Here is a 22,897-nt window from a genome sequence, read left to right as displayed (position 1 = left end):
CATTCCTTTTTAATCTCTTAAAATCGTTTTATTAATTTCAGCCTGCTTTAGTAAATTTACAACTTCATTTGCAAATAACTGCCAAATGCAAAAATGAGCCATAATAAATTACAGCCCATTTTATAAAATTGAGTTCTAAATTTATTTAAGAAAGCAGGTATTGATCAGTTGTCTGAATTTTAGCGTAAAAGAATTCTAATGCTGCTAAAAATGAATTGTGTACATCGACAGATTTTACTTTTTGTTCGTTAATCTGAAGGTCCATCGTAGCACAGGCATCGCCAATCACAGTACATTCAAATCCAAAATCAACAGCTGCTCTTGTTCCTGCATCTATACACATATGAGTCATCATTCCTGCAATAACCAAATGCGTTATTTTCTTTGACTGTAAATATTCTAAAAGATCGGTGCCTCTAAAACTATTAGGAAATTGTTTCGTGATTACTTTCTCGCTTTGCAGTCGTTTTACATTTTCATGGATTTCCACTCCTTGAGTTCCAGAAACAAAAAACGGAATGCCTGCGCCAGATATATGCTGTACATGAACAATAGTATCATTTTCTTTTCGGAAATGTTCCAGTATTTTTTTTGCATTTTCACTTGCCGGAATTGGATTTACAAGTACCAATGCGCCATTTTCAAAATATTCTTGCTGTATATCTATTAGTAGTAATGCCTTTTTCATTTTAATTAATTTTTTAATTTTTATATATGTCAAAATTAAAAACTCGTGCAGCGATATCTGCTGCCAAAACACTTTCAAAACATACCATTTTGATAAGCAAAATTTTCTATCTATGCTATTCTCAATTTCATAATCCTATTTTGCTCTTAAAACTTCAGTCCTATTTATAAACAAAAAAGAAGCCCTGTGTGTGTCAGCATCAACAGGGCTCCAAACTATCAAAATTTAAAAGAAACTTCTTTTGGTGGACAACCTTGGCTAATACAGTCCCTTAATAAATTGATAATTCTTTTCTAATGGGTTTTCTTTGTTATTCAATTCTTTAGACTTAATAAGCTGCAGTGTTATTGATTTTATTCTTATCAGAAAAACAATGGCAAGAAGCACAAAAATTAAAATCATAATGGAAAAAACTTGTATCATACTATTTTATTTTTAAGTTAAAAATCGATTAAGGCTGTCAATTATATTTACTATTATTATTTTCTAAACATTGAGCGGAAACGCTATGCGATCTCTCTATTATGCTCTTTGGTCTTTTTTTTGTTATACTTTCATGCTTATTTACCTTGTATAAAATGCCTGTAACACACATAAAAACTATTATTGGAACCAGATAACAGAAACGAATCATAGAGAATTGTTTTTTATTTTATTTTATGTTCAAAATATATTCCGCCAGCTGATCGAGTTTCTGCTGATCCAGCTGCGATTCAAAACCTGGCATCTGTGGATAGTCGGGACGTTTTTTACCTGGATTTTTTATCCATTTCTGCAAATCAGCCACGTTACCTTTATAGATTTTCGCCATTTCAAAAACTGGAGGTCCGACTAATTTTTCATCTATTTTATGGCAGGAGGCACAATACTGGCTGAATACCTTCTGCCCTTTTTCTGCTTCTGACATATCTGCCGAAGCTGCTCCGGCTTCTTCTGCTTTCATTTTGGTTGCAGCTTTCTTTTTCAGGATTTGAAATTCATCGGTTTTAATTTTTACCAGTTCTCTATGTTTTTCCAGCGAATTTGCCCTGTAGATCTGCCTTCCTGAGCCCATACACAAAACCGTAATTCCAAGGAGCATTGCTATTTTATAAAAGTCTTTTTTAATGTTTTCCTTTTCGCCTGTCAATCTCTTCCAAATAAGCCACATAGCGGGAACGGCGAATGCAACTCCGGAGAAAATCACCAAAATCAGGTTCCACCCCATACCTTTAGACGGTAATGTCAGCAATACAAGAGGACCAATCATACACTGGCATAAAGAGGCAGTTAATGCCAAAGAGTAGCCTTTCTTTTGAATATCGTATCGGGTAAATTCTTGATATATCTCTTCAAAGGGGTAACTCTTGCGGCTGTTGTACCAAAATATAAACAATCCCGTAACTGCCAGTGAAGACAGGATAAAATGCAGGTATCTGGGGAAAACATTCGGAAGAAACAATGCGTCTACAAAGCCTTTTACTAAAGCCCATTTTTCAGGGAAAAGCATTAGATTGATATTAGTTAGAAAGATAAATGGAATAAACAGAAAGATAACAGTTGCCAAGGCCAGAATCGAAATATGAACCGCCTTGTGATTCTCCAAGGTTTCCCATGTATATTTATGCAAGTAAGTGAGCAGAAACGCCACTGTAACGAGTGGTATTACCGCAATCCACATTAAACCAGTAAGAGCATTTGCCGAATAAAAGTAAATCGTATATAACACATTAATGCTCAAAAGCGGCGCAATTCCTAATACGACGGCTATACTCTTGTTGACTGTTATGGTTTTAGCTATTTCGTGTGCCAGTATATCATATTCCTTATTTTTAAGTCCTTTTATTTGGGCAATTAAAGCCAAAATAGAACCTCCAAGCATTAGGTTTACAAAAAGGATATGCAATAGAAATGACAGTACCAGAACAACTACAAAAAACCATTCAGGCATTGGCAGCGGCAAGGGAATATCTTTTGGAACCGGAACGTTGTTTTGCAACGCAATATATAAATTGATCATTTTTAAACTTTTGTTATTTTTTATTTGCTAAAACTGCTTTTGTATCTTGTAGTTCACTTACCTCTACACCTTCTGACTGTGCCCCTTCGAGAACATCACCAGTATCCTGAATACTGCGTATATAGGCCGCCAAGGCTTCACTTTCTTCTTGGGTGCCAGGAAAAGGAGGCATATAGGTTCTTCCGTTGTGCATATTGGGTATATAAGATGCCATGGAGTTAATATCGAGGGGTTTTCCAACTCCGTACATGCGCTCAAAAACATCCACCACACTATTTACTCCCTCTGTGGTATGACACCGGCTGCAGGCTATCGCAAAAACATTTCTGCCGGCTTCTACTTTATTTTCCGGTGTAATCTCGGTTACTGTGGTATAGGTGGCATTTTTAAGAAGTCCGTACTGCTGATAAACAGGATAATCTTCCTCCAGTAATAAGTTAGAATACATATAACCTCCAATTACATAAGGTTTTCGGACAAATTCACGCACCCTTTCAAAAAATCCCAGATAAGCAAAAGCCATAAGCACAGGAAACAATACCATATAGCATTTAATCCAGTTGGCTTTATACAACCCCAGAACTGCCATTATTAAGGAAGATGATATACCAAAAATTATAAAGTACTTCATTAAATCGTAATACTTATTAAAATCCATCGTCCCTACTGCCGTACTCATATTAGCGATCATAGCCTCAGGAATGGCTCGGTAATAAATCACCGCTCCAAGAAGAGAAATTGGAGCCCATAGAATAATCCATTTTGAAACATATTTTACAGCTTTCAGCCTTAATTCCGTACCCTTTTTAAAGAAAAGAGTTACCAGCATCATTCCAAAACTTCCCGCCACAAGCATTGCCGTAGGAGTTCTAAACAATAACTGCGGAAGATAAATTGGATTAGTAAACCCATTGAGCAGACTCTTATGTGTATTCCAGTTTCCGGGATCCATCATAAAACTCAAAATAGAAACAATAATTGCCATAGTAATCCAGGAGAATAAACTTAAAAACCATCCAAACCGGATGTGCAATAATTTAGCCCTCAGTGAAGTATTACTGCTCTTCCATGTCAAAAAATAAATCATGATCAAAATTACCTCAGTAACAAATACCAGCCATTCAACAAACCATGCCCAGTAAAAAACACGTATTAAACTTCCAATCGATGTGGGGCTTACAAGTGCAACGGAGAACCATATTCCCACTCCTGTCATTGCACCAAGTGTTGTAGTTATGATAAAAGCAACTTTCATCATATTATAGATTCTGTTGTCCCAGTCTAAATCTGTAATTTGTTCCCTGCCGCTATTCTTAACACCTTTCTGTTCCAGCCATGTTATAAGAGGCATAAAACCCACAGCTAAACCGTGATTAATCATCACGTGAATAATGGCAATAATGGCGATAAGCATCCTATTGTTGAGCCAGTCTAAATGAAAAATTGGAAAGTCCATAAATTATTCTGTTTTTTTACTGCAAATCTCGCATAGTAATTCAAAAACAGCTAAAAACAAATAAGCAGGAAATTTTAATAAACGTTACTTCCGGATTCGTTAAAATCACTATTTATATTGCATTTTATGCTACTGAATTTAGCTTTTCAATACATTGTTTATACTGGTTACACCTTATTATCAAATTGGCAGGATGTATATTACCTTGTATTAAATTATTAAAAACGTAAACAACTAAATCATAAATGATTATATCCAGAGAAAAACAGACAGAGAGACAAAATATTTTTCAAAACAATAATGGAGTAATATTGAATACTAATCCACACTTTGACCTGACTAAAACAATAAATAAAACCTGAGCAAATAGTCAATATAAACTAAGAAGGCTGAAAAAAAATAATTTCTCAGCCTTCTTTTTTGTGCAATTCTCAAGGAAAATTACTTCTGATTTTTTGCCAGATGTTCATCCGGTTTTTTCATAAAGTCATCTTTACAGACCGATGAGCAAAAACCGTATAATTTTCCTTTGTAGGTAACGGTATCACTAACGCCGTATTTGCTGACATCCATGTTGCAGCTAAAGTCCAGATTGCTGGCGTAGGTTAATTTATTGAGCGGATTTTTAGGATCTTTAAACGTATTTTCAGATTCCATTGTATGGGGATGATCGTGCGGATGCGCTTTTGTTTCTTTCTTATTACAGCTCAAAACAATTGCAATACCGGCAATTAAAAGAAATTTTTTCATTGTACTCAAGTTTAGATGATTATTTTGTTAATGCAGAATGATAACGGTTACTAACCTCATTCCAGTTTATGACATTCCATAAAGCGCCCAGATAATCCGCACGTTTATTCTGGTATTTTAAATAGTAGGCATGCTCCCAAAGATCTATGCCTAATATTGGTACGCCTTTATTTTGGGTATCATCCATGAGTGGACTGTCCTGATTGGCAGTCGTAGAAATCTCCAGCTGATTTTCACCCGACACGTAAAGCCATACCCAACCCGAGCCAAAGCGCGCGAGTGCAGCCTGGTTTAATTGCTGTTTTAAATTCTCCATACTTCCAAATTTTTCATTTATCGACTTTAGAAGTGTAACCGAAGGTTTTGTATTTTTATCAGGCGTTAATACAGACCAGAACATCTCGTGATTATAGTGTCCTCCTGCATTGTTTCGCACTGCAACTGGTAATGATGATGCCTTAGAGAACAGCTCATAAAGTGTCATTTTATCCAATGCTGTACCTTTGAGCGCATCATTTAAATTCTTTACGTAACCCGCATGATGTTTGCTGTAATGGATTTCCATTGTTTTGGCATCTATGTACGACTCCAGGGCATCATAAGCATAAGGCAGCGGTTTTTGTACGAACTGAGCTGATACTGATACGCACAGCAGCAGCATTACTATTAAAATTTTATTGTTTCCCATTTTTTATTTTTTACTGGTTTGATAATCTGCGGAACTGCTCAGGTGTGGTACTGGTCTGCCTTTTAAAAAAAGTAATAAAATAGGACGCATTTTCAAAACCGAGCTGATCAGCAATTTCATTTATAGAATAATTGGTAAAATGAATAAGCCGCTGCGCTTCTATCACGATACGTTTTCGTATCAAATCACCTGCTGTATAATTGGTTACTTCCTTGCATATCTTGTTGAGATAATTCGGAGTTACATTAAGCAGGTCCGCATAAGCGGCAGGCATTTTTTTAATTTTAAAATCTTTGTCGATGAGTTTCTCAAATTCTTTTATTTTCTGCTGTTTAGGTGAATTGTTGACCACAAATCCTGAGGGATCATAAAGCCGTTCCAAATCGAAAAGCAGGATATTAAGATACGATCGAAGCACTTTTACCGATTCTCTTCTATGGAGACTGAACTCTTTGAAAAATATTTCAAGCAGATACTCCCACTTGTCTGCTTCCTCTTCACTAAGCCTGACAAATAACTTAGAAGTATCATGAAGAAATGAAAACTGGTCTAAAATGTTATTGTTATAACGCAGGGAAAAGAAATCTTCAGTAAAACAGATAATTTTTCCTTTGGCTTTTCTGTTAATGTCTATAAAGCTTATACAACGAGGTTTTACAGCGATGACTTTAGCGCTGTCAAGACGGACTTTTTGATTGTCAATACTAATTTCTCCTGCTGCATCATCTATAAAGAGAAGCATAAAGAAATTCTGCCTGTGAGGATATTCCAATAAAGGAAACCTTTGCAGCAGATTAGTAATATTATCCATCCAGAAATGACTCTCATCACCTGTGAATAGACTCAGGCTGCGGTCTGGTATTTCTGATATTTGCATTTTTTTGATTTTATGATTAATACTAAAACGAGAGTATTAACCGCATCTGGGAGGATGGTAAATCGAAAAAATATAACTGGACTTATGACTTTCAGCGTGCAGCGCCGGAAACTTTTTTTTGAAGACAAAACGCACCGCCTTGAATAAAAACTGATCTGGATCCTGTAAAAACAGCTGCACTTCTTTATAGGTTACCGTTGGAAATTTCTGCTCCTGTTTGTCATTTGCTTTTAATTTATATTCGAGATAGCATTTTCCGTTGCAAATGGGGATTGTATCAAATCTGTTGATGCAGACATTTTTGGCAATATAATCCTGATTGATGTAAAAATCACCAATAATCCAAGTACTGCCTGCATTTTGAAACGCGAGCAGCATAAGAATAAATAAAGTGATGTATTTTTTCATCAGTAGACTGTTATTTGGCCTCACTTTCTTCTAAAAGAATTTTTACATCAGCAATTAGTCTTGTGGTTTCCTTTGGATTTGTGCCATCATAAACCCCGCGAACGTGCCTGTCTTTATCTATAAGCAGAAATCCGCCGCTGTGCACAAAACCTCCCGGCTCATTTTTATCCGGATATGCCGTTGCAAAATAGCTTTCGGTTGCAATTTTATAGATACTGTCTCTGTTTCCCGTAACAAAATGCCAATTCTTTTTTATGTCGTGATCCACCGTATAAGCTTTAAGGCGCGGTATTGTGTCATGATCAGGATCAATGGTATGCGAGAGAAACAATACCTCGTTATTAGTTTTGTAAACATCATACACTTTTTTAAGTTGTGTGTTCATTTTCGGGCAGATTGAAGGGCAGGAAAGAAAAATAAAATCGGCTATATAAATCTTGTCGTCAAAAGTATTATTGGTAATTTTCAGACTATCCTGATTCGTAAACGAAAAGTCTTTGATACGCGGATACTGCGTTTCATTTCCTTTTACTATTGGATTTCCTAATATTGGAAGTTTCTCCTGAGCTTTCTCACATGATATTACAAGTAGAGAATGCAAAAGAATCAAAGCTATTTTTTTCATTTTTTTATTATTTAAATATTTAATCAAGCAGATTATGTTATAAACTGCTGACTTGTTTGCATGTATAATTTCAATGAAGATTCATCAATAAAGTCCATTGGGTTTTTCAAATAAGGATATTGCAAAGCCTATAACAAACAACGCTAAATAAAGTTGTTGTTGTAGATTGATGAGGATATGACTTCATAAAGCCAACTGACCAAAACTTTTAAATTTTCTATGTTAATCTTTTATCTTATTAAGAATAAATGAATACAGAAAAATCAACTTAGTTCATAGCAATAGCGGTATTGTCAAGTTGCAAAAGGCAATGACAAATTTTTCTTAATGAATTTGAAAAGAAATTTAGATGTATAAAATAGTGGCGGGCGGGCGAAAAGTAGCAGAGGAAATTCCAATTGGTTTGCTGCTTAAAAAAGCAAAAACATTTTTGTGATATCCTACTGGAGGTAAAAAAGTAAAGTTTACTTCAGAGTTGCAGATATAGACAATCTCTACTTTTTCTTTAAGAATGTCCTGCATTTGCTTTTCGTTATCAGAATATTTTTTAAGACTTTTTTGCAGTTCACATCGACCATTACAAGAGTTAAAAATCTGTTTGCGCTGTACACAGATTGTTTTGGCAATTTCCTGCTGATTTAGTTTAAATGAAGCATATACAAACATGCTTCCCAAAGAGGGAAGAAAAATTAGACCACAAAGTACTATGATAATATACTTTTTCAAGATTGCCAATTTGTTTATAAATGCAAAAATACACTAATTTTGTTTTTATTTGGGAGAAACTTATTGTTTCCTTTCAACAAAAAATATTGATCAACATTATAGAAATAAACCAATTTTTAACTCCGGTCAAACAACAATCAATAAGTATAGACTTCATACTTTTTCTCTCCCAAAAAGCTTAGACGAATGTGGAAAATTTTTTGCTATTTAATTATGAAATTTTTACTACAAAATTTAAGGAAGACTTATTTAACCAAATAAATAATCATTTTGTTCAAAAAGATTTCGAAAATCAAATAAATTTATTTTAAAATCCCAGACAGTAATTCATAGAGCCAATGAAAGACAATTCTGCCTTAAGTATAACAATATTTTCAAATACTTCATAATAATTGTAGAATTGTCTCCCAGATTAATACCGCAAACAAATTGAGTTTTTATATTTTTTTACACCAATACCCAACAGGACATCTAAACCAAATTTACAAAGCCAATGAAAGACAGACATTACATGTAGTTAGCCAATTTCTTCAAATCATCCAAAAAAGATTTTGTAATTTGTCCCGTTGAGGTCACAAACAAGCCAAATGGCGCCAATTGAAGACAATTGACGCCATTTTTTATTTAAAAAAGTATTAATAAATATTTTAGCTATTTTTTTAAAATTTCGTTTCTTTTTTAGAAAGTGACGACAAGCCTTAGTATTTCATATCTTTACATATTCCCTATTTCCAGATTTTTTGATGATCCTGAGCGCATTAAGGCTACTGTTTCTTCATGAGAAGGCGGGCGTTCAGCTTTCATTAATTTGTCTATAATATAATCCCTTCTTGCGGGGGCTGTTCCTTTTTCAGCTTCGGCAAGTGCTCCTTTGAGTTTGTCTGCATTTAGTTCCGTACAAAAAGCTGGAGTTCCCGGTTCCTGCCTCCACGACAAGTTAAGGTTTCCCCCATCTACAGTATCAAAGCCTATTTGATCAACTAGTTCAGCGGCTAATTTCTTATGCTCATCGTTATCCGCAGCTAATGATATTGCTAACCTTCCTTCCTCCCCGGCAGCTTTACCGTTGTGCTTGAGCGTGTGACCCAGGACAATATTAAAAGCTTTTACAACCGGTCTTCCCAAAATTTCGGAAATATATTCACTTTCAGTTTTTCCTTCCAATTCCGGCAACTCTCCATCACGTAAAGGAGAATAATTAGAGGTATCCATAATAATAACCTCTTGGGGCACATCCTGAAATAAACTTTTCGGCAGGTCTTTATATGCTTTGAAAGGAATGGACAAAATGATAGCCTCTACGTCTTTAACAACGTCATTAAGTGTGGCAGCCTTTGCTCCCAAACGTTCAGCAATTTTGCTAAGCTCAGCGAAATCCTGAGTGTTGGTTACTTTAACCTGGTGTCCTGCATGAGACAATTTTTCTGCCAGTGTGCTGCCAATAGCACCTGTTCCAATAATTCCTATCTTCATTTTTTTATCTTTAATTTTTTGTTGTGTACTGTTTAATTTGCTGCATCCCGATACAAAATAAAGTGCTTAAGTATCAGCTGTTTGTTTTGTATTATCGATTTCAGCCTTTATTTGGAAGTTAATAGTCTTTGAGAAGATCCCAATACCTAAATCACCTTGTTGCAACATATTGATAGAGAATATTTTAATAATAACCAGTCTGATTAGTGCTAAGATATTCTAAACCCAATGCTATAAAAACGGACGAATTGCTTCGTCAGCCATTTCAAGATATTGAGCACGCTTGCTTACTTCAGCTTCGTGTAATGCCACTGCTAAGGCTTCCTTATCGAGATCGTGACAATAGGCGGGAGTACCGGGCTGCTGTCTCCATGATCCGGAAAGCGATCCACCATCAATAGCATCAAAGCCCATTTCGTTAATAAGTGCCTGAACAATCTGTTTATGTTCTTCCTTATCACCTGCAACAGATAAAGCTATTCGGTCAGGGCTTCCTTCAGGTTTTGATTTTGAAGCCAGACTTGTTGAAAGAATATTGTTGAAAGCTTTGATAACAGGGTGGCCTAACACTTTTGCAGCCCATTCACTGTCTGTTAATCCATCCTTGAGATTCAAATTCTCTCCGTCACGGGCAGGATAGTAATTACCGGTATCGATGATAATAGCCTGTGATGTGGACAAGATTTCAACCGGAAGTTTTTCCATTGCCGTAGGAGGTACAGCAACTATTACGATGTCTTTAGCAGATGCCGCATGTTCTACGGTCACAGGCGTTGCACCAGTTTTTTTAGCGACTTCTGCTAATGATTCCGGCCCTCGTGAATTTGCAATTATTACTTTATGCCCCAAGGCAGTCAAATGTCCGGCAAGTGTACTTCCAACGTAGCCGGATCCTATTATTCCTATTTCCATAATATATTTAAATTTATCTGTTGTTTTGTTATTATTCTTTAATCACACGGGAGCACTCTGTATTTCGTCCAAGGTTTAGGATAAAATACAGAAAGGCTTTCCGTGGTGTTTTATAAGATGTGTATCTGTTAATTTAAGCTGCTGCCTTTGAATTCGTTTGGCGTGCTGCCTACTTCCTTTTTGAAAAGGCGGGAAAAGTAGGTTACATTTTCAAAGCCAAGCAAATGCGAAATTTCAGTTACGTTAAGTTCGCCTTCTTTCAACAGATTTTTTGCCTCAGCGATTAAAAAAAGATGAATGAGCTCCAAAGCCGTCTTTCCTGTTTCCTGCTTTAGCAAATCGGTTAAATAGCGGGAAGATATATGCAGCTTCTCTGCCATTAGGGATACTGTTGGCAATCCCACGTTTTTAGTTTTTCTTTCTTCGAGGTTAGCAGCCAGTAACGTATTAAACTTAGTGACTGTAGAGCCCGTCAGCTCCTTACGGTTAATAAACTGTCTTTTATAAAAACGCTGTGCATATTTAAGCATCGAATCCAGATGGCTTACAATAATAGCTTTGCTTAGCTCGTCAGTATTATTATGGTATTCTTTTTCAATGCTGAAATACAAATTCCAGATGATATCCTCTTCTGCAGGTGAAAGATGCAATGCCTCATTGACCTCATAATCAAAATAACCATATTTCCTGATTTCGTTATAAAGTGATGTTCCCGGTAAAAAATCTTCATGAATAATAATCAGGAATCCCTTTTCTTCCAGTTGAACATTTTTAAAAACCACTTTCTGCAGGGGCTTTACAAACGACATTGAACCAAGGTCATGGTCGTATTTTGTTTTTCCGTAATGCATGCTGCCGGATTTTAATTTTTTAAATCCGATGATGTAAAAGTCTGAAGAAAATTCAAGAACATTAGCAGCGTCACATTTGCCACGTTCACCATAAGCCGCACTAAAAAGAGGACTTTCAGGAGTTTTTATACCAAGAGCTTCATGAAGATCGCTGATTTTATTGAAATGTTTCATTGTCGTCAATTTTTAAAATAGAATTAGTAAATTCGGATTCTTACAATTTTAAATTTCTATTAACCGTGTGCTGCCACAGAAACATCCTGCCATGATTCCCATGTTTTCAGGCGTTCTTCATAGGTATGTTTTACCCAAGGATATGTAGTTTTTCCTAACAACAATCTTAATGGGGGATTATCAGCATCTACCAGACTTAATATTGCTGTAACTGTAGCTGCTGGATTACCGGAATCCTGCTCATTAGCGTGCTCATAAAAATCTTTTCTAATGTCATTGTAAGCCGTTATTGATTCGCTCAATGCGAGAGAAGTAGTACCGAAAAAATCTGTAGAGAAACCACCTGGTTCTAATATCGTGGTTTTAATACCAAATCCATTTACTTCGCCGGCCAAAGTTTCGATAAGGCCTTCAACTGCAAACTTGGATGCACTGTATAATCCCATTAATGAAACGGTATTCAAACCCAAAGCACTTGAAAGCTGAATAATTTGTCCTGAATTTTGCTGACGCATAATAGGCAAAATAGCCTGAATAGTCCACAATGAACCCAGTACATTGGTTTCGAATTGTGCCCTAACGTCTTTTTCATTCAGTTCCTCTACAGCCCCAATGTGACCAAAGCCGGCATTGTTTATCAATACGTCGATCTTTCCAAAATGCTTTTTTGCAGCTGCAATTGCTTTAAAACTTTCGCTTTTGTCAGTAACATCAAGTTTTAGCACCAACAGATTTGAGGAAAACTCTTTGGTCAGTTCTTTTAATGTTTCAGGATTACGAACCGTTGCAACGACATTATCGCCACGTTTTAAAAATGCTTCTGTCCAAATCCTCCCGAATCCTCGGGATGCACCTGTTATAAAAATTGTTTTTGCCATTATTTTAATTTTAATATTATAATGACAAAGTTCTGCTTATTAGTAGTAGTGATTGTGATACAAAAGTAGGCAATAATGAAACATTTTAACGATTTGTTTATAAGCCAAAAGATCTTGAAAATAGTTCTTATCTCGTTAGAAGCAAGATCTACTTTTACAATCAGTTTTCTTTAAAGAGATTTAGGATTTTTTTTAAACAAGCCTCTATTATATTTTACTACATCCTGATGAGAAGGATAAGATGGCAGCGTTGAAAGATCAATAATAGTCTTATCTCTTAACAAAGGTGCTTCTTCTTTTACAGCATCAAAAAGTGCCTGTTTTAATTCTTCTGCAGTAAGTTCAGTACAATAAGCTGGCGTTCCTGGCTGATGTCTCCATGATTCAGAAAGATCTCCAGAGTCAACTGCATCAAAACCAGCATCATTAATTAATCCTGCAATTATTTTTTTTGCCTCTTTATCATCACCTGCAATAGCCATTGCTATTCTGTTTTGAGCACCGGATTCTTTTTCTCCATTTGCTAATGTTTCTGCCAATAAGTTATTGAAGGCTTTTATTACAGGTCTTTCCAATTGCTCAGAGACCCAAACACTTTCTACTTTTCCGTTTTTGATTTCATCAATATCGGCATCACGAAAAGGATAGTAATTCGAGGTATCCACCACAATTACATTTTCAGGAACGTTTGCAAATAAATCTTTAGGCAAAGTTGGGATGGCTATTGTTGGAACTGATAAAATGATGATATCTACATCTCTTACAACATCATTTAGAGTTGCGGCTGAGACACCTAATTCTTCAGCACGGGCTTTTAATTTTTCAGCATCACCTGAATTATTGACTTTCACACTGTGACCCGATACTAACATCTTTTTTGCGATCGTACCTCCTATTGCGCCGGTACCTATTATTCCTATTTTCATAATTTAAAACTTTAAAGAGATTATGTTTGCAAAATTAGACTAAAAACACTTTACTTTGTATAGTCCTTTCCCAAAGGAAAGCAACATAAAAATTTTATTATGTCGAAAAAAAAACCTTACTGTGAGTGTCTAAATACCGTTAAACCAGTGCGGGACACGCTAGAAGTAATTAATGGGAAGTGGAAATTATCCATTATTATTTCAGTTGGTGTAGGCAATAGCCGATTTACAGAAATTCAGGAAAGTATTCCTGGACTAACACCAAAAGTTCTTTCTAAAGAACTTAAGGAACTTGAGCAGCACCAATTGATCAAAAGAGTCATAACAAACGATTATCCGGTCAAAGTAACGTATCGCCTGGAACCCTATGCCGATACTTTAACACCAATTATTTATGCTATGAAAGATTGGGGATTAAACCACAAGAAGAAAATTTTTCAGGAAAGTTAATTCGTCAAAAGTTTAAATTGCATAAATCCCCAACAGAACATCCAAACCAAATTTATAAAGCCATTAAAAGACAAACACTAAACATAGTAAGCCAATCTCTTTAAATCCTCCATAAAATAGTGCGTAATTTGTCCTCTATGGGGCACTACAACCAAATGGCACCATTGCAACAATGGGCGCCATTTTTTATTCAAAAAAGTTATAATTAATTATATTATGTCATTTTTTGTATTCGTTTCATTTATTCGAATCATACAAGAACAAAGAAATATCTAAAGCAATACATTAAACACTATCTATATCTAATTTACTACCAATCAAAGGTTAAACAATTGGATTCGAGTATCAGTTCTCCAAGGCAAAACAGGGCTCCTCACGAGCCCTAGCCTCGATAGCAGTGGAAATCCTTTTGTGCCGGGGTTCGGCACAAAAGATTGAAACGTATAGCGGGAAGAGCTCCTAAAAAATAATATTAAATATCCTCCCATTGCTATTTTACTATCACCTATAAAATCAAAAAGCGCCCCTTTCAATGAAAAGGACGCTTTTTTATACTTTTTTAAATCTTAATTAAAATTAAGCAGACAAATAATTAACTGAAATAGAGATACTATCCTCAAGCTGCTCCCTGGCAATAAATGCTGTTATAAATTCACGCACTTCACTGTCAGTCCCGCACTCAATCTCAAATGAGTTGATATGGAACTCTTGGTCCTGATCCAAAATGTGTATGATTTCCGTGTAGCCCTTAGAGATTAAACTGCCTTTTAATTTAATGATATTTGACTGCTGTTTGCCGTCGAGTTCTTTTCAAACCTTTAGCTTCATACCCTTTTCCATTGCCGGTAATTTAAAATAATATGTGTTGGTATTTCCTATCAAATATAAAAATTATTAAATACTATTTAGTTTAAGTATGCGGATTTAAATTGAATTTTTGTGATCGACATCAATTATGATCGGCACTGGCCTCTGAAATTCAACAACAGCAGACTCACAGGGAAAGCTGCTTTCACTCACCAATGCCTGAAATACAAACTCATAAAATACGACTTCAAATCCATTTTATTATTTCAGGTACTCCACTTCTTATAATGCCACTTTTTCGATCCCCAATAAGGCTTGCGTTTTCTGCAAAATTTCAATTTGAAAGTATCGAATTCTATTTTAGCTAATCTACTTCAGCATTTCTTTAAACTCCAGAACAGTCCGACAGTACAGTAATATTGTTTTCGAACATTTTAATATAAGTTAAGGTCACATGAGCATCCAAATTTTAAAAGTTTTTCAAGGCCCAATTCCCTTTTCACTCTTTAAGTTTTATCACGATATTTAACGCATTATTGATATTGACTTAACAATTATAGAAGCTCTTCTATCCCTTTGGAAATAAATACTTAACACACCAATTTAATAAATTTTAAAAGAAAATTTTAATTCAGAATAAATTCAGAATTGGGTTAGACTTTCGTCCAAAATAAGGAATCATTTCCCTATCCCAGGCCGAAAAAACAACTATTCAATTTTACATATGCAATCCAGCAAAAAACGTTCAACTTAACCTCCAAAGTATGGAAATTCCTTATGCTCTTTCTTTAGAATCAGTTTGTCCCGATGAAGCTGAAATCAAAAAAATAAATATCAATGTTATTGATAACTATTCAAAGCTCACGCTTTCTTTGTTTTTTCTACCACTGTTATTGTTAACCTCAATTGTTTTATTTCTTTATTATCACAATGCTTTATCTGCTAATGGATATGTAGAAATTCAAAAGAATAGTTTTTTATTTCTTAATTCAAAATTGTCGCAATTTCCAAGTTTTGAATATAATCTTACGCAGTTTGGAGATGCTGTAATTTTTTTATCATTCTTATCTCTATTTATCGTATACGCTCCTAAAATATGGGAATCCTTACTATTGGCTTTGCTGGTTTCGTCTATATCGTGCTCACTAAAAAAAATGTTTGCCGTACCAAGACCGGCTGTAATGTTTAATAATAATAGTTTTGTTATTGTTGGAAAAACTTTATGCGGAAATAACAGTTTACCATCAGGACATTCTACCGTAATTTTTACAATGCTTACGGTTCTTTTGTTTGCGCTGATGCCAAAAAAAAGAAGCCATAAATTTATATGGATTTTTTCGACTATCATTGGAGGATTGATTTTTGCATCCAGCAGAATTGGCGTTGGAGCACATTATCCGCTTGATGTTATTATTGGCTGTATTATTGGGTATATATCAGCACTTTGTGGTATTTTTATCAGCAGAAAGTATAAAATTTTAAACTGGATTGGCAATAAAAAATACTATCCGTTCTTTATTTTATTATTACTCGTTTTTAGCGTTTTAACAATTGGCAGAACAATTAATGAAAACTTAATAATATATTATTTCTCACTAACGAGTTTATTGGTATCATTATACAAAATAACAACTATTTATGTTAAAAAATAATCTAAAAATAACTCATTTTGCTTTGCTGATGAGTGCCCTTAATTTTTTGTTCTTTTATTTTCCATTTTACAGCTTTGTTTTTAATCATTTAGACTATAAAAGCTTCAATGGTGTAATTCTGGTTATCAGTTTAGTTATTTTAACATTGGTTTTAAATGCTTTTGTTTTTTACCTGATTTTTTTTCTCTCGCGTTTCGTTGGAAAAATTTTGTTGATCATAACCTTTATTATCAATGCTCTTGCCGTTTATTTTGTCAATACTTATAGCGTTATTATTGACGAAAGTATGATTGGTAATGTACTGAATACAAATTATGAAGAGTCCAGCAGTTTTTTCTCCATAAGACTAATACTATACATCGTTTTCCTTGGCATAATTCCAAGTATTTATATCTATAAGGTCAAAATAATAAATGTGACATTGAAGCAGTTTTTAATCACTACTTCGCTTACTCTTTTATTTATTCTGACATTGGTATTTGCTAATGCTAGTAATTGGCTTTGGATCGATAAAAATTCAAAAACATTAGGCGGGCTTGCCATGCCTTGGTCCTACTCTGTTAATACGTCTCTTTTTTACATTCATAAATTCAAAAAAAACGAGAAGGAAATTTTACTTCCTAATGCTGTAATAAAAGACAATCAAAAATCTGTTGTCGTTTTAGTTATTGGAGAATCTGCAAGAAGCGAGAATTTTTCTTTGTATGGATACAAGAAAAACACAAATCCGCTGCTTTCTAAAGTTCCTAATTTATTTCATTTTGATGGTACTTCCTGCGCTACTTACACAACTGCAGGTGTAAAAGGTATCTTAGAACATACCAATACAGATGATTTATATGAAATTTTGCCTAATTATTTATACCGAAATAATGTAGAAGTTGTCTGGCGAACTTCAAACTGGGGAGAGCCTCCCGTTCATATTAAAAATTATAAAAACCGGGCTGCATTAATGCCAAATTGTAAAGGTGCAGATTGTAACTATGATGAGATTCTTTTGACGGGATTAAAAGAACAAATTTTAGCCAGTACAAAAAACAAAATATTGATCATACTACATACCAGTACAAGTCACGGACCTACTTACAGCAAAAAATATCCACCGCAATTTGAGACTTTCAAACCTGTTTGTAATAGTGTCGAATTAGGAAAATGTTCTCAAACAGAGCTTATTAATGCTTATGATAATACAATTGTTTATACCGATTATATACTATCTCAGGTTATTGAAGATCTAAAAGAATTAAAAGAATATAAGAGTACCATGATTTTTGTATCAGATCACGGAGAATCCTTAGGAGAAAAAAACCTGTATATGCATGGATTGCCTTTGAGTATTGCACCTAAAGAACAATACGAGATTCCTTTTATAGTTTGGGTATCTGATGGCTCAAAACAACTTAAGTCCAATAAAACATTGACTCAGGGTAATGTCTTTCATAGTGTTTTGAATTTTTTAAATATAGAAAGTCCTATTTATGATGAGAAAATGAACATTTTTAAATAAGGCATATTTTCTTAAAAGAATTATATCAGTCCGAGCATATGAAATTGAAAACTATATATTTCTTCTCTGAATTCACTATATTAGATTTATCAAAAGTGCATTTTGAGGAGAATTATAAAAACAGAATAGTGTTCCTATATTCAGTTTTTCTTCAAAATTCAGAACTAAATTTGGCTCATGAAAATTTTAATTGTAGAAGATGAGCAGGAAATTGCTCAAAGTATTAAAAATTATTTTAAAACAAACGGCATTCAGTGTGAAACTGCCGAACGTTACGATTTGGCTTTGAGTAAAATTGAATCCTACGATTATGACTGTATTTTACTGGATCTGATGCTGCCTGATGGTGATGGTTTTGATATTCTGAGAGAATTAAAAAGAAAGAATAAAACGGATGGCGTAATTGTAGTATCGGCAAAAGAAACATTAGAAACCCGTCTCCAAGGCTTTAACCTTGGAGCAGACGATTACCTCACCAAGCCCTTTCACCTGGCGGAACTTCTGGTTCGTATGCAGGCGCTTATCAGACGCAAGAATTTTAAAGGAAGCAACAGTATTACTTTTAATGAAATCGTCATTGAAATCTTTTCAAAATCAGTCACCGTAAATGATATAAAACTTGATCTTACCAAAAAAGAACTCGATCTGCTTCTTTTTCTAATGGGCAACGAAAACAAAGTACTTTCCAAATCTGCTATTGCCGAACACTTATCTGGCGACATGGCCGATATGCTGGACAACCACGATTTTATTTATGCGCATATCAAAAATCTAAAAAAGAAACTACATCAGGCGGGCAGCGGTGATTATATCAAAACAGTATACGGTCTAGGATACAAATGGGAAAATGAATAACAAAAAACTACTTCAAAAAACAACCAACAGCTTTTTATTATTTGCTGTTATAATACTTTTAATATCAGCTCCCCTATTTTATTATATAAGTCAGTGGCTTTATATTTATGAAACTGATGAAGTATTACATTTTCATAAAGGCGCCTTTATAAAAGAAAGCCGTAAACATTTTACAGAACAAGACATTAAAGCCTGGAACAAGTACAATCACGAAGTTATGATCGTTGCTGATATGGGCGTGACCAAAGATTCTATTGTAGGTAAAATGATCTACGATTCTATTGCTGCCGAAAAAGAACCGTTTCGCGTACTTTATGCTCCGGTAAACATCAACGGTAAAAAATATACATATACCGAAAGAATAAATCTTCTGGAAATGGAAGGAATGGTATTTAGTATCGCCGGAATGTTTCTCTTTATAATCATTATGCTGCTGATCGGCATTATCTGGATATCCAAAGCCACAGCTGCAAAAATCTGGAGTCCGTTTTACAATACACTGAACCAGATTGAGGATTTTGAGATTGATAAAAATAAAGCACCACATTTTATCCCTACTGATATTGATGAGTTCGACAGGCTTAACAAAAGTCTTGAAAGATTAATTGAAAAAAACACTGCCATATATAAAAGCCAGAGGGAATTTGTAGAGAACGCTGCACATGAACTTCAGACTCCTTTAGCCTTGTTCCAGACCAAAATTGATACATTGGCGCAAATGGATTTAAACCAGGAACAATCTATTCTTATTTCTTCGCTTAATAGTGATGTTTCAAGACTGAACAGACTCAATAAAAACTTATTATTACTTTCTAAAATTGACAACGAAAGTTATCTGGAAAAAAGCACTATCGTTCTTAATGATTATATCAAAAAGCATCTGGACTTTTTTACGGAACAAGCCAGCGCTAAAAATCTTACCATTATAACCGAATTTACAACCACATTAAGCATTACAGGAAATCCGGCTTTAACAGAAGTTTTGATCAATAATTTGTTTTTGAATGCCATTCGTCACAATGAAAAAAATGGATGTATCATTATCACTACTCTTGACAACGAATTGGCGTTTTTAAATACAGGACAAAAAACACCACTAATAATCGATAAACTTTTTAATCGTTTCTCTAAAACAAATCCGTCTTCTCAGGGAAATGGACTTGGATTGGCGATCATTAAAAAAATTACCGAACTCAATCATTGGCAAATAAACTATTCTTTTAATAACGAATTGCACCGTTTTAGCGTCAAATTCTAGAAAATTCAAACTTCCTACAGAATCACTTTTCAACTTTGTACTATAATTTTTTATCAATCATAAAAATTTAGTACTTATGAAAAATTCAATTCTAACATTTTTAGCGTTGCTTTTTTCTTGCTTTGCCATCGCGCAAAATCTAAGCGAGAAAGAGGTTCCTACTATTGTAAAATCAACTTTTCTTATTTCTTATCCCGATCAAATCAATGTAAAATGGGAAAAAGAAAAAGGAAGTTATGAGGCCTCTTTTACAATTAAAGATAAAGAACACGCTATGGTTCTTGATCCTGAAGGCACTATCCTGGAAACCGAAGAGGAAATAGACGTAAATAAGCTACCTGCAAACGCCTTGGCTTATATCAATACCACTTACCCAAACAAAAAAATTAAAGACGCTGCAAAAATAATTGATGCTTATGGCATCATTACGTTTGAAGCGCAGGTCACGTCAATTGACCTCATTTTTGACAAACAAGGAACATATATTAAAAGCATAGCAGACTAAAACCATTAAAATGAAATTAAAGATAATTCTAGTGTTATCGTTTATTGTATTCACAATTTTCAATATATCGGCACAAAACAATTCAGCAACAATCTCAGGACAAGTTAAAGACAAAACTTCAAAAATTATCCTTCCCTACGTTAATGTAGCCTTAAAATCAGCCAAGGACCAGAAATTTCTTTTTGGAACTGTAACCTCCGAAGACGGGCGTTTTAAGCTCGTAGCAGTTCCATCCGGAAATTATATTTTAGAAATAACTACTATAGGCTATAAAATAAACACTCAAAAAGTATTTGTGGGTACACTTTCAGATTTCTTAGATCTGAATACCATTGAAATCGAAGAAGATATCAACGCTCTGGAGGAAGTTATTGTAACTTCTAAATCTCCCGAAATGAGCGCCAAAATGGATAAAAAAGTATTCTCAGTAGCCGATAATATCACTCAAAGCGGTGGTTCTGTACTGCAATCCATGCAAAATCTTCCGGGCGTAACCTTAAACGACGGAAAAGTACAACTAAGAAGCAACGACAAGGTAATGGTGCTTATTGATGGTAAACAAACGGCTCTGACCGGTTTTGGAAACCAATCCGGACTGGATAATATTCCGGCTTCTGCGATTGAAAAAATCGAAATCATCAACAATCCGTCTTCTAAATTCGATGCCAACGGCAATGCCGGAATCATCAATATCATTTACAAGAAAAACAAACAAGAAGGTTTTAACGGTAAAGTGGGAATCAGTTCCGGATATGGAGCACTTTGGGAACGCAAAGCCAATTTACCAACCATTCGTCCGCAATATCAGGTAACGCCAAAAATCAATCCATCACTTTCGCTGAATTATCGCAAGAACAAAATAAACGCATACGTTCAGGCTGATTATCTTTATACGGAAACACTCAACAAAAACGAATTTGTAACGCGTACTTATGATGACGGAACCATTATCAATCAACAAACAGTTAGAAATCGTAATACACATTTTACAACGCTAAAAAGTGGAATCGACTGGAATTATAACGAGAATAATACCTTTGCTTTTTCAGGACTTTTTGGAAGTGAAAAAATTATCGATAACGGAGACGAACCTTTCTTTAATCAGGATTATTCGCAAAGACTTCGTTTATGGCAATTTCTGGAAGATGAGCTTAAAACGACCGTTATGGCAAGTGCTTCTTATGAACATAAATTTAAAGAAGCCGGACATAAATTAAACGCAGGAATAAATTACACGTATCACCGTGAAGATGAAAAATATTTCTTTACCAATATTTTGCCAACATTTACCGGACAGGATTCTTTTAAACTGTTGTCTGATGAAAAAGTAATCGACATAAATCTTGATTATATTCAGCCTTTAAAATACGGGCGTTTTGAAACAGGTTTCAAATTCAGAAACAGGGAAATCCCGACAAATATGCAGTTTTTTCCAGGACAAAACTCTCCTATTGATGCCAATGCGGGTGGATGGGCCAATTATAAAGAAATCATACCGGCACTCTATTCGAATTATATTTTTGAGACCAATAAAATCGAAGCAGAAATAGGACTTCGCCTCGAATATGTAAAACTGCAATATGATGTAAACCCAAATCATCCTACTTATAAAAGTGATGGTTATAGTTATACAGAACCATTTCCTAGTGTACGATTTGGATATAAAATAAATGAAAAAGATAAACTTACCGCTTTTTACAACAGAAGAGTTGATAGGCCCAGCGAGGTTGATATTCGTATATTTCCTAAATACGATGACGCCGAAATCATAAAAGTTGGAAACCCTGCGCTTCGTCCACAATTTACAAGTGCTTTTGAAGTTGGTTATAAAAAGACACTGACCAAAGGCTATTTTACTGCGGTTGTATATTACAGGATCATAAACGGAACAATCGCACGAATTGCAACAACAGTTCCGCGAAGTACGCTTATTTATAATGTATTTCAAAATGCAGATGAAAGTACATCAACAGGAGTTGAAGCAGTATTTTCTAAAGAAGTTACTTCATGGTATTCTTTTAATGTCAATGGAAATTTGTACCAAAATACAATTGATGCCTTTACTGTAACAAACTTATATCCTGTTCCAAGTACCTATTACGGAGAACGCCAACAGATGGTTTCGGGAAATTTAAAATGGAACAATACATTACAATTAAGCAAAACACTTAAAGGTCAGGTTTCGGCAATTTATTTGGCTCCTGATATTATTCCACAAGGCAAAGTAGGTTCCAGATTCTCTGTCGATCTTGGCCTCAAAAAAACAGTTCAAAAAGGAAAAGGAGAAGTTTTTCTAAATGCCACAGATATTTTTAATACATTAGTCTTACAAAAAAAAATAAAATCAGAAGGTTTTAGCTACATCAGTAAAGATTACTACGAAACACAGGTAATTAGATTTGGGTATAGTTTCAAATTTTAATTTTTCCAAT

21 protein-coding genes are annotated in these 22,897 nt (G+C 34.7%); 7 read left to right on the top strand and 14 right to left on the bottom strand.

Going from position 1 to position 22,897, the window contains the following annotated elements; all coding sequences use genetic code 11:
- Positions 1-145 precede the first annotated feature (145 nt).
- The 14 genes from IRZ78_RS15785 to IRZ78_RS15720 form a co-directional block, all read right to left on the bottom strand.
- Positions 146-688, bottom strand: coding sequence for a cysteine hydrolase family protein (locus IRZ78_RS15785; protein WP_194617455.1), 543 nt, complete (start codon positions 686-688; stop codon positions 146-148).
- Positions 689-1,340: 652 nt separating this feature from the next.
- Positions 1,341-2,687, bottom strand: a complete 1,347-nt coding sequence (locus IRZ78_RS15780; RefSeq protein ID WP_194617454.1) for a cytochrome c — start codon at positions 2,685-2,687, stop codon at positions 1,341-1,343.
- Positions 2,688-2,700: 13 nt separating this feature from the next.
- Positions 2,701-4,143 (bottom strand): cytochrome c, encoded by a 1,443-nt coding sequence (locus IRZ78_RS15775; RefSeq protein ID WP_194617453.1) that lies wholly within the window; start codon positions 4,141-4,143, stop codon positions 2,701-2,703.
- Positions 4,144-4,584: 441 nt separating this feature from the next.
- Positions 4,585-4,893 carry a YHS domain-containing protein gene (locus IRZ78_RS15770; protein WP_194617452.1) on the bottom strand — a complete coding sequence of 103 codons (309 nt, stop codon included), beginning with the start codon at positions 4,891-4,893 and terminating at the stop codon, positions 4,585-4,587.
- Between the two features lie 19 nt (positions 4,894-4,912).
- On the bottom strand, positions 4,913-5,554 hold the full coding sequence (locus IRZ78_RS15765; protein ID WP_228520497.1) for a superoxide dismutase: 642 nt from the start codon (positions 5,552-5,554) through the stop codon (positions 4,913-4,915).
- Between the two features lie 37 nt (positions 5,555-5,591).
- Entirely contained in the window at positions 5,592-6,458 is an 867-nt protein-coding gene (locus IRZ78_RS15760) for a helix-turn-helix domain-containing protein (RefSeq protein WP_194617450.1), read from the bottom strand.
- A gap of 36 nt (positions 6,459-6,494) precedes the next feature.
- The gene (locus IRZ78_RS15755; protein WP_194617449.1) at positions 6,495-6,866 is read right to left on the bottom strand and encodes a hypothetical protein; all 372 of its coding nucleotides are present in this window, start codon (positions 6,864-6,866) and stop codon (positions 6,495-6,497) included.
- 10 nt (positions 6,867-6,876) lie between these two features.
- Complete coding sequence (locus IRZ78_RS15750) at positions 6,877-7,491, bottom strand: SCO family protein (RefSeq protein ID WP_194617448.1); 615 nt, start codon at positions 7,489-7,491, stop codon at positions 6,877-6,879.
- A 345-nt stretch (positions 7,492-7,836) separates the two neighbouring features.
- The gene (locus IRZ78_RS15745; RefSeq protein WP_228520496.1) at positions 7,837-8,217 is read right to left on the bottom strand and encodes a hypothetical protein; all 381 of its coding nucleotides are present in this window, start codon (positions 8,215-8,217) and stop codon (positions 7,837-7,839) included.
- Positions 8,218-8,931: 714 nt separating this feature from the next.
- Complete coding sequence (locus IRZ78_RS15740) at positions 8,932-9,705, bottom strand: NAD(P)-binding domain-containing protein (RefSeq protein ID WP_347349836.1); 774 nt, start codon at positions 9,703-9,705, stop codon at positions 8,932-8,934.
- A 216-nt stretch (positions 9,706-9,921) separates the two neighbouring features.
- A complete protein-coding gene (locus IRZ78_RS15735) occupies positions 9,922-10,602 on the bottom strand; it encodes an NAD(P)-binding domain-containing protein (RefSeq protein ID WP_194617446.1) in 681 nt (226 codons plus the stop codon).
- 128 nt (positions 10,603-10,730) lie between these two features.
- On the bottom strand, positions 10,731-11,627 hold the full coding sequence (locus IRZ78_RS15730; RefSeq protein ID WP_194617445.1) for a helix-turn-helix transcriptional regulator: 897 nt from the start codon (positions 11,625-11,627) through the stop codon (positions 10,731-10,733).
- 59 nt (positions 11,628-11,686) lie between these two features.
- Positions 11,687-12,505 (bottom strand): SDR family NAD(P)-dependent oxidoreductase, encoded by an 819-nt coding sequence (locus IRZ78_RS15725; RefSeq protein ID WP_194617444.1) that lies wholly within the window; start codon positions 12,503-12,505, stop codon positions 11,687-11,689.
- 170 nt (positions 12,506-12,675) lie between these two features.
- A complete protein-coding gene (locus IRZ78_RS15720; protein ID WP_194617443.1) occupies positions 12,676-13,431 on the bottom strand; it encodes an NAD(P)-binding domain-containing protein in 756 nt (251 codons plus the stop codon).
- A gap of 99 nt (positions 13,432-13,530) precedes the next feature.
- Between IRZ78_RS15720 and IRZ78_RS15715 the strand changes: the two genes are divergently transcribed.
- From IRZ78_RS15715 to IRZ78_RS15685, 7 genes are all read left to right on the top strand, one after another.
- Positions 13,531-13,881 (top strand): helix-turn-helix domain-containing protein, encoded by a 351-nt coding sequence (locus tag IRZ78_RS15715; protein ID WP_194617442.1) that lies wholly within the window; start codon positions 13,531-13,533, stop codon positions 13,879-13,881.
- A gap of 1,571 nt (positions 13,882-15,452) precedes the next feature.
- Positions 15,453-16,340, top strand: coding sequence for a phosphatase PAP2 family protein (locus IRZ78_RS15710; protein ID WP_194617441.1), 888 nt, complete (start codon positions 15,453-15,455; stop codon positions 16,338-16,340).
- Positions 16,327-17,847, top strand: a complete 1,521-nt coding sequence (eptA, locus tag IRZ78_RS15705; protein WP_194617440.1) for a phosphoethanolamine--lipid A transferase EptA — start codon at positions 16,327-16,329, stop codon at positions 17,845-17,847. The genes IRZ78_RS15710 and eptA overlap by 14 nt, the downstream gene beginning before the upstream one ends.
- A gap of 177 nt (positions 17,848-18,024) precedes the next feature.
- Entirely contained in the window at positions 18,025-18,702 is a 678-nt protein-coding gene (locus tag IRZ78_RS15700; RefSeq protein WP_194617439.1) for a response regulator transcription factor, read from the top strand.
- Positions 18,695-19,960, top strand: a complete 1,266-nt coding sequence (locus IRZ78_RS15695) for a HAMP domain-containing sensor histidine kinase (RefSeq protein ID WP_194617438.1) — start codon at positions 18,695-18,697, stop codon at positions 19,958-19,960. The genes IRZ78_RS15700 and IRZ78_RS15695 overlap by 8 nt, the downstream gene beginning before the upstream one ends.
- A 76-nt stretch (positions 19,961-20,036) precedes the next feature.
- Positions 20,037-20,465 carry a PepSY-like domain-containing protein gene (locus IRZ78_RS15690; protein WP_194617437.1) on the top strand — a complete coding sequence of 143 codons (429 nt, stop codon included), beginning with the start codon at positions 20,037-20,039 and terminating at the stop codon, positions 20,463-20,465.
- Positions 20,466-20,475: 10 nt separating this feature from the next.
- Positions 20,476-22,887 carry an outer membrane beta-barrel family protein gene (locus tag IRZ78_RS15685; RefSeq protein WP_194617436.1) on the top strand — a complete coding sequence of 804 codons (2,412 nt, stop codon included), beginning with the start codon at positions 20,476-20,478 and terminating at the stop codon, positions 22,885-22,887.
- The last annotated feature ends 10 nt before the right edge of the window (positions 22,888-22,897 follow it).

The organism is Flavobacterium sp. CSZ (assembly GCF_015350725.1).
Classification (GTDB): Bacteria; Bacteroidota; Bacteroidia; order Flavobacteriales; family Flavobacteriaceae; genus Flavobacterium.
The sequence above is the reverse complement of the archived record's forward strand: the minus strand, read 5'-3'. Positions and strand labels throughout refer to the sequence as shown.